This is a genomic window from Frankia sp. Hr75.2 (genome assembly GCF_949319125.1).
GTDB lineage: Bacteria > Actinomycetota > Actinomycetes > Frankiales > Frankiaceae > Parafrankia > Parafrankia soli.
Map to the genome: position 1 here is coordinate 114,166 of NZ_CASGGV010000022.1, position 13,667 is coordinate 127,832.

General features: G+C 72.2%; 12 protein-coding genes. All 12 read right to left on the minus strand.

Going from position 1 to position 13,667, the window contains the following annotated elements:
* Positions 1–40 precede the first annotated feature (40 nt).
* On the minus strand, positions 41–997 hold the full coding sequence (locus tag AC559T_RS02725; RefSeq protein WP_498867623.1) for a glycoside hydrolase family 16 protein: 957 nt from the start codon (positions 995–997) through the stop codon (positions 41–43).
* 807 nt (positions 998–1,804) lie between these two features.
* Positions 1,805–3,658 (minus strand): dihydroxy-acid dehydratase, encoded by a 1,854-nt coding sequence (gene ilvD / locus AC559T_RS02730; RefSeq protein ID WP_071064991.1) that lies wholly within the window; start codon positions 3,656–3,658, stop codon positions 1,805–1,807.
* 360 nt (positions 3,659–4,018) lie between these two features.
* Entirely contained in the window at positions 4,019–5,374 is a 1,356-nt protein-coding gene (locus tag AC559T_RS02735) for a hypothetical protein (protein ID WP_498867624.1), read from the minus strand.
* A gap of 30 nt (positions 5,375–5,404) precedes the next feature.
* Entirely contained in the window at positions 5,405–5,776 is a 372-nt protein-coding gene (locus tag AC559T_RS02740) for an antibiotic biosynthesis monooxygenase family protein (protein WP_020464681.1), read from the minus strand.
* Between the two features lie 121 nt (positions 5,777–5,897).
* The gene (dnaB, locus tag AC559T_RS02745; RefSeq protein ID WP_020464682.1) at positions 5,898–7,256 is read right to left on the minus strand and encodes a replicative DNA helicase; all 1,359 of its coding nucleotides are present in this window, start codon (positions 7,254–7,256) and stop codon (positions 5,898–5,900) included.
* Positions 7,257–8,230: 974 nt separating this feature from the next.
* Positions 8,231–8,677: a 50S ribosomal protein L9 gene (gene rplI, locus AC559T_RS02750; RefSeq protein WP_020464683.1), complete on the minus strand. Its 447-nt coding sequence runs from the start codon at positions 8,675–8,677 to the stop codon at positions 8,231–8,233.
* Between the two features lie 11 nt (positions 8,678–8,688).
* Positions 8,689–8,925, minus strand: coding sequence for a 30S ribosomal protein S18 (rpsR, locus tag AC559T_RS02755; protein WP_006543269.1), 237 nt, complete (start codon positions 8,923–8,925; stop codon positions 8,689–8,691).
* 62 nt (positions 8,926–8,987) lie between these two features.
* Entirely contained in the window at positions 8,988–9,569 is a 582-nt protein-coding gene (locus AC559T_RS02760) for a single-stranded DNA-binding protein (protein WP_112108089.1), read from the minus strand.
* Between the two features lie 63 nt (positions 9,570–9,632).
* Positions 9,633–9,959: a 30S ribosomal protein S6 gene (rpsF, locus tag AC559T_RS02765; RefSeq protein ID WP_020464685.1), complete on the minus strand. Its 327-nt coding sequence runs from the start codon at positions 9,957–9,959 to the stop codon at positions 9,633–9,635.
* Between the two features lie 122 nt (positions 9,960–10,081).
* Positions 10,082–10,339 (minus strand): hypothetical protein, encoded by a 258-nt coding sequence (locus AC559T_RS02770; protein WP_049795861.1) that lies wholly within the window; start codon positions 10,337–10,339, stop codon positions 10,082–10,084.
* A 169-nt stretch (positions 10,340–10,508) separates the two neighbouring features.
* Positions 10,509–11,723: a hypothetical protein gene (locus AC559T_RS02775; protein WP_498867625.1), complete on the minus strand. Its 1,215-nt coding sequence runs from the start codon at positions 11,721–11,723 to the stop codon at positions 10,509–10,511.
* The gene (locus AC559T_RS02780) at positions 11,720–13,666 is read right to left on the minus strand and encodes a glycosyltransferase family 87 protein (protein ID WP_112108080.1); all 1,947 of its coding nucleotides are present in this window, start codon (positions 13,664–13,666) and stop codon (positions 11,720–11,722) included. The genes AC559T_RS02775 and AC559T_RS02780 overlap by 4 nt, the downstream gene beginning before the upstream one ends.
* Position 13,667: the final 1 nt, after the last annotated feature.

Here is a 13,667-nt window from a genome sequence, read left to right on the forward strand (position 1 = left end):
GTGGCATCAGGGCGGCTGGGGTGCCAGGGCAGTCGGAGTATCACGGCTTGGCGCCGTAGACCCGCAGGTAGTCGACCGCCATCCACTGCGGGTAGTCAGCGGCCGAGGCACTCGCGCCCTCCGAGTTCACCGCAACGTTGAGGATCACGTAGTGCTCCCGGTCCCACAGCCAGACCGGCACCTGATCACGGGTGACGGTGCGGATGAGCCGGCCGTCGAAGTAGAACCGCAGCGCGAACGGCGTCCACTCCAGGCCGTAGGTGTGGAAGGCCGCCGCGAGGTCGGCCCCGGCGTCGTACATCCCGCCGTTGCCCCAGGTGGCCTGCCAGTGAGCGCCGGCGGTGTCCACGCCGTGGACGTTCGTGTGCACGGTCGTGGGCGCCGTCGAGACCGCCTCGACGACGTCCAGCTCGCCGCTCGCCGGCCAGCCGACGGCCGGCATGTCGGAGCCGAGGAGCCACACCGCCGGGAAGGCGCCGCGGCCGGTAGGCAGCACGGCCCGGGTCTCCAGGTAGCCGTAGCGCATGGTTCGCCTGCCGAGCGTCTCGATTCGCGCGGAGGAGAAGCCCGCGCCGTCGCAGGACGGCTCCCTGCGCGCGGTGATCACGAGGTGGCCGCGGCCGTCGGTCGCCAGGTTCCGCGGGTCGCGGGTGTAGCACTGCATCTCCCGGTCGCCCCAGCCGGAGCCGGTCTGGGTGATCCAGGTGTCCGGGTCCGGGGCCGCGCCCGCCGCGCCGCCGAACTCGTCCGACCACAGCAGGCCCGCGCCGTCATCGCCCCCGGAGACCGGTGCGGAGCTGGTCGAGGCGCTCTTCGAGGGCGTCATCGCCCGCTCGACGGCGGGCTGGGGCGTGCTGGTGGCCGCGCCCCCCGGCGCCGCGGGCACCGCGCCTGCCACGCCTGATCCCGGGATCTGGGGCTCCCGCCCACCCGTGGTGCCCGTGGCCTGGCCACCTCCCGCCGTGCCCTGCTCCGTGCCACCTGCCGTGCCCTGCACCGAGCCGCCTGACGAGCCACCCGCCAGGGCACGACCGGACGTCGCCCCCTCCTGGCCGCCGGACGCCGACCCTTCCGGAAGGGTCCCCGCTGGAGCCGAGCCCACTTCCCCCGTTCCCGGGCCCTCCGCGGCAGACCGGCCGACGCCCGCCCCCGCGACAGCTGACCCGGCAGCACCAGGCGCAGCGCCACCTGATCCAGCGGCACCCGACGCAGCGTCCGCCCCGGCGGCGCCCGAGGCGGCGGCGCCCGAGGCGGCTCCTGGCGCAGCGGTGCTGGAACCGGCCGTGCCGGTCGCAGCGGTACTGAAACCGGCCGTGCCGGAAGCCGCCAGCGGACCGGATGATCCGTCCAGGCCGGTAGGGATCTCCGCCGCACCGAGGCGGGCCGGCCCGTCACCCGATCCGGACCCCCCGGAGCCGTCCACGCCCGCGACCAGGCCGAGGGTCCCCAGCCCGACCATTGTCACGGCGACCACCGCCAGCAGCAGCCGGGCCGGGTGCGAACGCGAGCGCGACCGCCGGTGGACGCGAGGATTCACGGGAAACCTCATCCCGCTGTCGGCAGGACGAGCTGGGCCGACGCGGCGAGCGAAGCGGCCGCGGCGAGCGAAGCGGCGGTCCGAACGTCTGTGACGAGCCATGGCGAGGCGGATCTCCTGGAACGGTCGCGCCCCCCGCGGCCCCGGCCACGACCACCCGCACCCACCCAACCACTAGGTGATCAGGCGACTACCTGGAGTCGCACCAAGCGAACAGGCTCCACCTTCGCACACACACCGCGATTGATTCAGCTACCGAGCGAGATCTCATCCCGTGATGAGCCGGACGTCACGGGCGGCACCGGTCGAGGCGGACGTCGCCATGGCCGCGTAGGCGCGCAGCGCGGCCGACACGACACGCTCCCTGTTCGCCGGGTGGTAGCCGCCGTTCGCCTCGATCTCGGCCCGCCGCGCGGCGAGCTCGGCGTCCGACACCAGCAGGTCGATCCGCCGCCGCGGGATGTCGATCTCGACGAGATCACCGTCCCGGACGAGCGCGATCGGGCCACCGTGCGCCGCCTCCGGGGAGACGTGGCCGATCGACAGGCCCGAGCTGCCACCGGAGAAGCGGCCATCGGTGATCAGCGCGCACTTCGGCCCGAGGCCGCGGCCCTTGAGGAACGCCGTCGGGTAGAGCATCTCCTGCATGCCGGGGCCACCGCGGGGGCCCTCGTACCGGACGATGATCACGTCGCCCGCCTTGACGACCTTGTTCAGGATCGCGTCGACCGCGGCCTCCTGGCTCTCGACGACCAGCGCGGGCCCGCGGAACGTCCACTGGCTCTCGTCGACGCCGGCCGTCTTCACCACGGCGCCGTCGGGGGCCAGGTTGCCGCGCAGCACGGCCAGGCCGCCGTCGGCCGAGTAGGCGTGCTCCACCGAGCGGATACAGCCACTCTTCGCGTCGGTGTCGAGGGTGTCCCAGCGGTTCGTCGAGCCGAACGGCTCGACGGTGCGCACGCCGCCGGGCGCGGCGTGGAACAGCTCGACCGCGTCCGGAGCCGGGTCGGTGCCGCGGACGTCCCAGCGGTCGAGGAACTCGCGCAGGCTGGCCGCGTGCACGCTGTGCACGTTCGGGTCCAGCAGGCCGCCACGGTCGAGCTCACCGAGGATCGCCGGGATCCCGCCGGCCCGGTGGACGTCCTCCATGTAGTAGTCGGTCGAGCTGGGAGCCACCTTGCACAGGCAGGCCACCGAGCGGGAGATCTGGTCGATGTCGTCGAGGGTCACCCCGACCTCGGCCTCGACCGCGGCGGCGAGCAGGTGCAGGACGGTGTTCGTCGAGCCGCCCATCGCGACGTCCACCGCGAACGCGTTACGGAAGGCCGCCGCGGTCGCGATCGAGCGCGGCAGGACGGCCTCGTCGTCCTTCTCGTAGTACCGGCGGGCCAGGTCGACGACCAGGCGACCGGCCTCGACGAACAGGCCACGCCGGGCCGCCGCGGTGGCCAGCGTCGTCCCGTTGCCCGGCAACGCCAGGCCGAGGGCCTCGGTCAGGCAGTTCATCGAGTTGGCCGTGAACATGCCGGAGCAGGACCCGCAGGTCGGGCAGGCGGACCGCTCGATGGTCTCGAGGTCGGCGTCGCTGACGTTCGGGTTGACCGCCGCGGTCATCGCGTCGATCAGGTCGAGCCGTGAGCGCACGATACCGCCGGTGACGACGGCGTTACCGGACTCCATCGCGCCGCCGGAGACGAAGACGGTCGGGATGTCGAGCCGCAGCGCGGCGATCAGCATCCCCGGAGTGATCTTGTCGCAGTTCGAGATGCAGACCAGCGCGTCGGCGCAGTGGGCGTTGACCATGTACTCGACGCTGTCCGCGATGATCTCCCTGGACGGCAGGGAGTACAGCATGCCGCCGTGGCCCATCGCGATCCCGTCGTCGACGGCGATCGTGTTGAACTCCTTGGCCACCCCGCCCGACCCGACCACCGCGTCCGCGACGATCTTCCCGACGTCCCGCAGGTGGACGTGTCCGGGAACGAACTGCGTGAAGCTGTTCGCGATCGCGACGATCGGCTTGCCGAAGTCGTCGTCGGTCATGCCGGTCGCCCGCCACAGGGCGCGGGCACCGGCCATGTTGCGACCGTGGGTGGTGGTGCGGGAACGCAGAGCGGGCATCTCGACCTCTGAGCTGGGCTGTGGGGCACTGGAGACGGGCGGTGCGTCGGTGTGCCGGACGCGGGCGGGCGAACAGCCGTCGGTACGACGAAGCGGACGTCGGTGTTCCCGATATCGGTGTCTCCGACGTCGATGCTCCCGAGTCGGCGGGTGTTCCCGAGTCGACAGGCGGCACGCAGGCGCGCTCCGATCCGGAGGCTTCGCCACCGATCAGGCTACGCCTCGCCCGCACCCGCCCGACCACGCCACCCGGCAGCCACGCCACCCGCCAGCCCGAGTACACCACCCGGAGAACCGACCACGTCACCTGGCGGCCCGAGCAGACCACTCGGAGAACCGACCACGCGACGCTCTCGGAGGTCAGGGCCTCCGGTCGCCGGGAGGACCGGAGGTCGGCCCGTCCGGCTCCTCGGGATCGACGGGTCCCGGGGAATCCACCGGACCGCCCGGACCACCTCGCCCGGTCGCACCCGCCGGACCGGCCGGACCGGCGCCTCCCCCCGGGCCACCGGCGCCCGGACCGTCAGTGCCCAGGCCGCCGGGCTCGCTGGCAAAGAACTCCAGCCAGGTCGGGTCGATGTCCGGCTCGTCGCTCCAGACCGGCGGGCCCGCGCCCGGTCCACCCGACACCGGTCCACCCGCACCTGACACCGGACCACCCGACGCGGGTCGTCCCGACGGCGGACCCGGCGGACCACCAGGCACTGGTCCACCAGGCACCGGACCACTCGACGCAGGTCCACCCGACATCGGCGAACCGGGCACCTGCGAGCCTGGCGCTGATGAGCCTGGCGCCGGTGGATTCGGCACAGGTCCACCCGATGCCTCCGGTGTCGCCGCCGCCGGTCCGCCGGGTGCCGGGCGCTCCGGCGGCGGGTATCCGGGCGGACCGGAAGGCGAGTCCGGCGGCGGCGCCGCGAGCGGATAGCCGGCGATCCGGCCGGTCCTGCCCGGCGCGGGTGGCTCGCCGGCGCCCGCCGTATCCAGGTGCTCGCCATCCTGGCCGGGCGTCCAGCCAGGACCCCCCGGCTGGACACCATCCGCGGGCGGCTGGCCGACGGACCCAGGCGGACCGCCCGTGGCCGCGGCCCCCGGATGGCCGGGATGTCCCCCCTGGCCGGGCGGGGCCGGATATCCCGGCGGAGTGGTCTGCCCGGGCACGCCCGGATACCCGGGCACGCCGTACGGACCGGGGTGCTCACCGGGCTGGACGCCGTGCGGACCAGGCTGGACGCCCCACTGGCCGGGGTGGGTGCCGTGCGGACCAGGCTGGACGCCGTACTGCCCCGGCTGGACCCCCCACTGGCCAGGCTGGACGCCGTACTGCCCCGGCTGGACGCCCCACTGGCCCGGGTGGGGGATGCCGGGCCCGCTGGCGGGCGCTCCCGAGCGCCGCCGGGGGCCCGTCAGCCGGTTGAACCCGGCGACCGTGCGGGAGCCGCGCCGCGACCGCCACCACCGCCGGACCGCCCACACCAGGCCCAGCGACGCGACCGTTCCGAGGAACGGGGCGACCTCATGGTCCTCGTAGAAGACCAGCAGGTAGAAGCTCATCAGGCCGATGAAGATGTAGCCGGTCACGAAGAACGTGAACGGCCGGATCCGCATTCGGCCGATCACGTCGCGCATCGCGATCGCGGGCAGCAGCCACACCAGAAAGCCGAAGAACGCGGCCGAGAGGGGCGCCAGAAAGAGGTACCCGATGAAGGTCATCATGGCGGCGGAGGCGCGCGACGGCCGGCGGGCTCAGGAGCTGGCCGGCCGGTCCGCCGACGCCGGTGCCGGCGCGACGGGGTCTGTGATCGCCACGACGTGCTCCACCGACGGCGCGGCCGCGAAGAACGGGGAGAGCGCCGCCCGCCACCGGGTGAACCGGTCGGAACCGCGGAAGGTCTCGGTGTGCGCTTCCAGGCTGTCCCAGTCGACCAGGAGCACGAAGCTGGACGGGGACTCGACCCCCCTGGTCATCCGGGCGGAGCGGCACCCGGGCGTGGCGACCAGCTCGTGCCGGACGGTTCGGTACGCCGCGGCGAACTCCTCTTCGGACCCTGGCAACACGTCGAACCGCGCGACCTCGACGACCCCGGAGTCGCGCGGGGGAACACCGGAAACGCTCATGTCGCCCAGTCTGTCACCGCGGGGCCGGCTCTTCAGGCCGGTCGGCCCGCCGACCAGTCCGATCGGGCCAGTCGACCCGACCGCAGCGGGCGGCCGCCCTTCCACCGGATCACGGCGTGGATCAGTTGGCCATGTCGACGAACCGGGAGTAGTGGCCCTGGAAGGCGACCGTGACGGTGCCCGTGGGGCCGTTACGGTGCTTGGCGATGATCAGATCGGCCTCGCCGGCCCGCGCGGACTCCTTCTCCACCGTGTCCTCCCGGTAGAGCAGGATGACCGCGTCGGCGTCCTGCTCGAGGCTGCCGGACTCGCGCAGGTCGGAGACCTGGGGCCGTTTGTCGGCCCGCTGCTCGGAGGCCCGGTTGAGCTGCGAGATGGCCACGACGGGGACCTCCAGCTCCTTCGCGAGCAGCTTCAGTGACCGGGAGATCTCGCTGACCTCCTGCTGGCGGCTCTCGACCTTCTTCGGCGAGGACATCAGCTGCAGGTAGTCGAGGATGACCAGCCGCAGGTCGTTGCGCTGCTTGAGCCGCCGCGCCTTCGCCCGGATCTCCATCATCGTCAGGTGCGGGCTGTCGTCGATGTACAGCGGTGCCTCGGCGACCTCCCCCATCCGCCGGGCCAGCCGACCCCAGTCGTCGTCGGTCAGCCGGCCGGTGCGGATGTTCTGCAGCGACACCCGGGCCTCGGCGGAGAGCAGCCGCATGGTGATCTCCATGCGGCTCATCTCCAGCGAGAAGACGACCGAGGTCATCCCGTTCTTGATCGACGCGGCGCGGGCGAAATCCAGGCCCAGGGTCGACTTGCCGACCGCGGGCCGGGCCGCGACGATCCACAGCTGGCCGCCGTGCAGGCCGTTGGTGAGCTCGTCGAGGTCGGTGAACCCCGTCGGCACCCCGGTCAGGGCGCCGTCGTGGGCCTGGATCGCCTCGATCTCCTCCAGCGCCGGGTTCAGCAACTCGCCGAGCGGGGTGTAGTCATCGTTCGTGCGCCGCTCGGTCACCTCGTAGACGGCCGCCTGGGCCCGGTCGACGACATCGGTGACGTCGGGCGCCGGGCCGTAGGCGAGCTGCACGATGCGCGTGCCGGCCTCGGCCAGCCGGCGCAGCACGGCCTTCTCCGCGACGATGCGCGCGTAGTAGCCGGCGTTCGCCGCGGTCGGGACGCTGGAGATCAGCGTGTGCATGTAGGCCGGCCCGCCGACCCGCTCCAGCAGGTTCTGCCGGCCCAGCTCGGCCGCGACGCTGATGACGTCGGCCGGCTCCCCACGGCCGTAGAGGTCGCCGATCGTGGTGTAGACGGTGGCGTGCGCCGGCCGGTAGAAGTCGCTCGCACGGAGGACCTCGACGACGTCCGCGATCGCGTCCTTCGAGAGCAGCATGCCGCCCAGCACGCTCTGCTCCGCAGGAAGATCGTGGGGCGGGGTGCGATCGAACTCGACCGCGGATCCAGGCCCACGCGCGATGTCGGCGACGCTCAAGCCTCCCCCTCCCGGATGTCGACCGGCCCACCTGCGCACCGCCGCGACCGGGCGATCGGAGCAGCGCCGTGCGCCGGAAGCTCCCGACCCGATCCCACAGGCCCCGATCCCACCGGACCCGATTTCATCGAACCCGATCCCACCGACCCTATCGAACATATGTTCGACCGCAGTTTGGAGGGTGTCAACTCGACCGCCCGCCCACCGATCCGAAGATCACGCCCACCTCACCCGTCTGGACTATCCCGTTCCCACGGATACATGGCCAGTGTGGAGGGCTCGACAGTAGAGGTCCCCACGGGGAGGCTCCAAAAAGTTATCCACACCCACCTGTGGACAACCTGTTGGTAACGAGGGGGATTCTGGGGAACGCCTCGGGACGAGCGGCGGCGACGTTGTGGATGACGGCGCCGCGAGCGCCCGGAACCGCAGCGCCAGAAGGACTACAGGGATACGACACCTGTGGACAAAAAAATCTTTGACGCAACCCCGAGATCGCGGTCTGACTAATCATTTTGAGCTATATCGCCCGGGGATCTGATCTCCCCGCGACATGCCCACGATCATTTTGCCCGAGCCGCAGCGTCACCACCCGCTCACGTGCGGAAACAGACGTGATCTGGATGTGGTCGCGTCATCCGAGTAAGTCACCGGGCGCCAAGCCGCCGAACCCCGGAGCACCGGGCTCCGAGCGGCCAGGAAGCCACCGGCTGATGCGTGGCGAATGAGCGTGTCCCATGGACTCACTCAGCTGCCACGGTCGTGCTGGAACCGGCGTCAGCGGGGGTGAGGTCTGTGCGACCTGCTCCAGAACGGGTCCCGATCCCTCGTACCCGGGTTCCCAAGTCCCGACATCTCAGAGCTGGATCCCAAGATCCCAGCTCTCGGACCTTCGGTCCCGGATCCCGAGCGCTGCTAACAAGAGCAGGCCAGGGTGGCGCCACGAACGGCGCGACCCTGGCCTGCGTCCGCAGTCAGGCCGAGGTGACCTGGACGGTCAGCTTCGCGCTGACCTCGGGGTGCAGGTGCACGGCGACGGTGTGCGAGCCGAGCGACTTGATCGGGGTGCTCAGCTCGACCCGGCGCCGGTCCAGCGCGGGGCCTCCGGCGTCGGTCACCGCGGACACCACGTCGGCGGCCGTGACCGAGCCGAACAGCCGGCCCTCCTTGCCCGCGCGGCTGACCAGCCGGACGGACAGGCCGGAGAGCTGGCCGGCGATCTCCTTGGCGTGGTCGAGGTCGCGGACCGCCCGGGCGTCACGCGCCCGCTTGATCTGGGCGACCTGACGCTCGGCGCCGCGGGTCGCGAGAATCGCGTACCGGCGCGGCACCAGGTAGTTCCGGCCGTAGCCGTCGGCCACGTCGACGATGTCCCCCGGGCTGCCGAGCCCCGGGACCTCCTGGGTGAGGACGAGCTTCATCGTCATCCTCCTCAGCGGGCCGTCGAGGTGTACGGCAGCAGCGCCATCTCGCGGCTGTTCTTCACCGCGGTCGCGACGTCACGCTGGTGCTGGCTGCAGTTGCCGGTCACCCGGCGGGCGCGGATCTTCCCCCGGTCGGAGATGAACTTCCGGAGCAGGGAAGTGTCCTTGTAGTCGATGTAGTGGACCTTGTCCTTGCAGAAGACGCAAACCTTCTTCTTGGGCTTGCGCACGGCCGCCTTGGCCATGGATGAGCTCCTACCTCGTTTTGCGCCCGAGTTCCGGTCGCGCGAAGATGACACCCGGCCGCTCAGAACGGCGGCTCGTCGGAGTAACCACCCGCGGGCTGTGACCACGGGTCGTCGACGGCGCCGCCGGCATAGCCGGAGCCACCGCCTTGTGGGGATCCGCCGTTGTAGCCGCCGCCGGGCTGGCCACCGGGGCCACCAGGCCCGCTCGGGCCGCCGGGGCCACCCTGGCCGCCGCCGAAGCCGCCGCCACCCTGGCCACCACCGAAGCCGCCACCGCGGGCCGCCTTGGTGACCTTCGTGGTCGCGTAACGCAGCGAAGGACCGATCTCGTCGACGTCCAGTTCAATCACCGTCCGCTTCTCACCCTCGCGGGTCTCGAAGGAGCGCTGCTTGAGACGCCCCTGAATGATGACGCGCGCACCCTTGGTGAGGGACTCGGCGACGTGCTCGGCAGCCTGCCGCCAGATGGAACAGCGAAGAAAGAGCGCCTCGCCGTCCTTCCACTCGTTCGTTCCGCGGTCGAGCGTGCGCGGGGTGGACGCGACCGTGAAGCTCGCGACCGCGGCGCCGTTCGGCGTGAAACGCAGTTCGGGGTCGTTCGTCAGATTGCCGACGACCGTGATCACCGTCTCACCGGCCATGATCACGCTCCTCCGGTCGAGGGGCCCGCGTCAGCGCGCGCAGCGCCGGCCGGGCAGAGCACGTCACGCCGCCGCCCGGCGGTTCGGCCGTGGCGCCTTGGGCTCGGGCAGCCGGATCACCTTGGTACGGATCACGGACTCGTTGAGGACGAGCTGGCGGTCCAGCTCGGCGACGACGGCCGGCTCCGTGTGCAGGTCGATGACGGCGTAGATGCCCTCGAAGCTCTTGGCGATCTCGTAGGAGAGCCGGCGGCGGCCCCACACGTCGACCTTCTCGACCACTCCGCCGCCCTGACGGACGACGTTGAGGTACTGGTCGAGCGAGGGTGCGACCGTGCGCTCCTCGAGCTCGGAATCGAGGATCACCATCAGTTCATAGTGGCGTGGCAAGGCTGAACCCACCTCCTGTGGACTCTAGCGGCCACGGATCATCCGTGGCAGGAGGGACCGGGTGCCGGATGTTCGCCCCACGGGCGAGCTGAAACGTCGGCACACGGTGTGTCTGGACGAGATTACTCGACCCGGCGACGGTCCACGGAGAGGCCGACCAGGCGGACCACCCGGATCCACACCGCACCGACCCCGGCCACAGCCACCAGGTCGACGACCACCAGCAGCCCGTGGGCGTGCCGGGACGGATCGGGCACGGCGAGGGCGAGGACCAGGAACACCAGTGCCAGCAGGCCCGCCACGGCGGCGGACGCCGTCACGCCCGGCGGCTGCCGCGACGAGGGCCCCGGCCCGTCCACCCGTACGTCGTCTGCCGCCACCGTCCTATCCTCGCGCATCCGCCGGTCGCCCGGACCGACATCCGATCCCGATGGTCGTGTCGCCGCCGCCCGATGGGCCGCGGCGGGTCGCCGGCCGGTCCCGGCGGCTCGCGGTGAGTGGTCGGACGGGCGCCCGGCAGGGGGTCACCCGGCGAGCGGTCGCCCGAGGTCAGTCGACCCATTTCCCCTGGGTGAAGGCCACGACGAAGACCACCATGATCGGTGCGCAGAGCCAGACGTAGGCGCCGCGGACCCACGACCGGCGCGCGGCCACCCGCGCCAGCAGCAGGTACAGCGGGAAGGCGACCAGGATCCCGCGGATCCCCGAGGCGTAGTAGTTCGAGAAGCTCATCAGGACGGTCATCAGGCCGACGAAGGTCGCCTCGCCCCAACGCCTGCTCCACAGCAGCACGCCCGTCAGCAGCACGCCGATCACGACGGCGAGCAGCTCCCCGCGCCAGAACCAGACGAACGTCGAGGCCCCGCTCCCGTCGAACGCGGACTCCCACGTCCGCGACCACCCCCGCCACGGCCAGTCGACGCCGCGGTTCCAGCCGGCGCGCATCGCCTCGGTGTAGGTGTCCCACCGCCCGGTCCGGGCGCGCAGGTAGAGGACGTACCCGATGATCGGCAGCGGTGGCAGGGCGAGCGCCAGCGCCGGCGGGGCGAAGAGCGGGCGGCCCGCGGCGCGGCGCACGAGCACGTACTGCACGACCAGGGCGGCGCAGAACGGGATACCGGTCACCCGCGCCGAGGCGGCGCCGGCGCCCAGCAGGCCGGCGAGCAGCCACCGGTCACGCCGCGCGGCGAGCCAGGAGGCCACCGCGAAGCCCAGGAAGACACCTTCGGAGTACGCGGCGAACAGGAAGACCGCGTACGGAAAACAGACGAGCGCGACGACCGCGAACCGCGCGTCCTCCCGCCCGACCTCGTCGGCGGCCAGCCGCCACAACGCGGCGGCGGCGAGCGTGCCGGCGAGGAACGAGACCACCAGTCCGGCGGCGATCCAGTCCGGGACGACCACGTGGACGAGGCGGATGGCCAGCGGCAGCCCTGGGAAGTCGACCTCCGTCCGGTCGGCGTAGGACGGCGAGAGGTAGCCGTAGCGGGCCACCTTGGTGAACAGGCCGACGTCCCAGCGGTCCCAGAGTGTGGTGAGGCCGGGCGCGTCGCCGGCCGGGCCGTCCGAGAGGGCGCGTGCCCCCGCCAACGACGCGATCATCACCGCCACCCGGCTGGCGAACCACACCGGGAGCGAGGCCTGCACGGCGTCAGGCAGCCGGGTCCAGACCCGCCGCACCGGATCGCTGCCACCGGGAGCGGCGTGTCCGGCCGACTCGACGGGACGCCCGGCGTGCGACTCGGTCGGAGCGTCCGCCGTCATCCCTGCTCCCGCCTGTCGACGGGCCGCGGGGAGTGGGGTGCGGTTGACGCCTCCGGCGCCGCGACGCGCGGCTCGTCACCCACCGGGCCCGCGAGACCCTCCGGCCACGAAAGCTCGTCCTGATCGGCGCCTGCCTCGGTGCCGGACAACGGTGCCGAGGCGGGCACCGCGCGGCCCCAGGGCCGGGACGGCAGCCGCAGGCCCAGGCGCCCGCCGCGCACGTCGGGGGCGCCGTCGAGGATCCCGCCGGCCGGGTCGTCCATGCCGCCGTCGCGGACGACGTCCAGCTCGGGGCGGAGGATCTCGCGCACCACGAAGGCCGCGATCACACAGAGCATCAGGTCACGGAGCACCACGGCGCCGACGAACCAGCCCCGGTCGATCCCGTCGGCGCCGGAGGTGTCGTTGTAGATGAAGTGCATGAACCGGGTGAACAGCACCCAGATCTCGCAGGCCTGCCAGACCAGGAACAGCCGCCAGTGCGGCCGGGCCAGGGCCATCAGCGGCAGCAGCCAGATCGTGTACTGCGGCGAGAAGACCTTGTTGGTCACCAGGAAGGCGATCACCAGGAGGAGCACCACCTGGGGCACCCGTGGTCGGCGCGGCGCCAGCAGGGCGAGCGCCAGGATGCCCACCACGGCCAGGACGAGGCCGACCGCGGTCAGGACGTTCAGCGTCCCGACCGGGATGCCGTGGTCGCGCACGGCACCGAGGACCAGCGGCGTGGCCACGGCCAGGACCAGCCAGCACGCGACGGCGGTGCCGATGACCTGCGCGCGCAGCCACGGCCAGCGCCGCACCGCCAGCGCGGCGGCCGCGCCGGCGGCGGTCAGCCCGATGGCGAGGACGACCAGGTGCAGGGGCTCGAACCAGCCGGTGTCGTACTTGCCGGCCAGCCAGGTCGTCGCGAAGGCGAGGGAGTCCCAGTCGGCGCCGCGCTCGGAGTTGAGCTCGAAGAAGCGTTGCAGGCCGTTGTGCCCGCCGGCCTGCTTGCCGTCGAGCAGCGCGACCCAGTCGCCGCCGCCCCAGAAGGTGGACCAGATGCCGTCGCTGACCTTCGTCGTGCCGTCGAAGTAGCCGGCGGTGAGCCAGACGGGCAGCATCACGGCGACCGCGGCGCCCACCGCGTAGACGGCGGTGCGTGCCCATTCCCGCATCCGGCCGGTCCGCAGGCAGAGCACCGCGAGCCCCAGCAGGAACAGCGCCGGGTAGAGCTTGGTGACCACGCCCAGCCCGAACAGGATGCCGGCCAGCCGTGGGGCACGCCGCGACCAGGCCAGCAGCCCACCGGCCGCGAAGGCCACGGCGAGGACATCCCAGTTGGTCAGCAGGTGCAGCGCGAGCGTCGGCGCCAGGGCCAGCAGCGCCGCGTCCCAGATCCGGGACGGCGCCATGGTCAGCGCCGTGCAGAAGACCGCCACGCAGGCCGCCACCAGGAACAGCAGCGCGGTGAGGTCGTAGAACAGCGCCGAGCGGGAGTCCATCGAGTAGTGGTCGAAGACCTGGGCGCCCGCCTCGTCGGTGCGGAACACCGCGGCCGGGGCCGAGCCGAGGCCGGCAAGTGAGGAGACCAGCTGCATCGCGCCGCCGATCACCGGCGGGTACTCGGTCGGGTAGTCCAGGTAGGGGAGCTTGCCGTCGACCAGGCCCTCCTGGCTGTAGAGGGCCACCACGTCGGAGTAGCACATCCGGGTGTACTGGTACTCGTCCGTCCAGTTGCGGGTGTCGCGGCAGCCGGACTTCTGCGCGTAGCCGAGCACGCAGGTCAGCGTCACCAGGAGCATCAGCACGCGCAGCGGCGTCCACCAGCTCCGGCTCGCGCCGAGCAGGGCGTGCCGCCCGGGTGGGCCCCCGATGAGCTCACTTGCGCCCGCGACCACCGGGTCGGTGCGCGCCGGGCTGGTCCGGTTGGGCGACGCCGGTGTCGTGGCCATGCCGGCCATT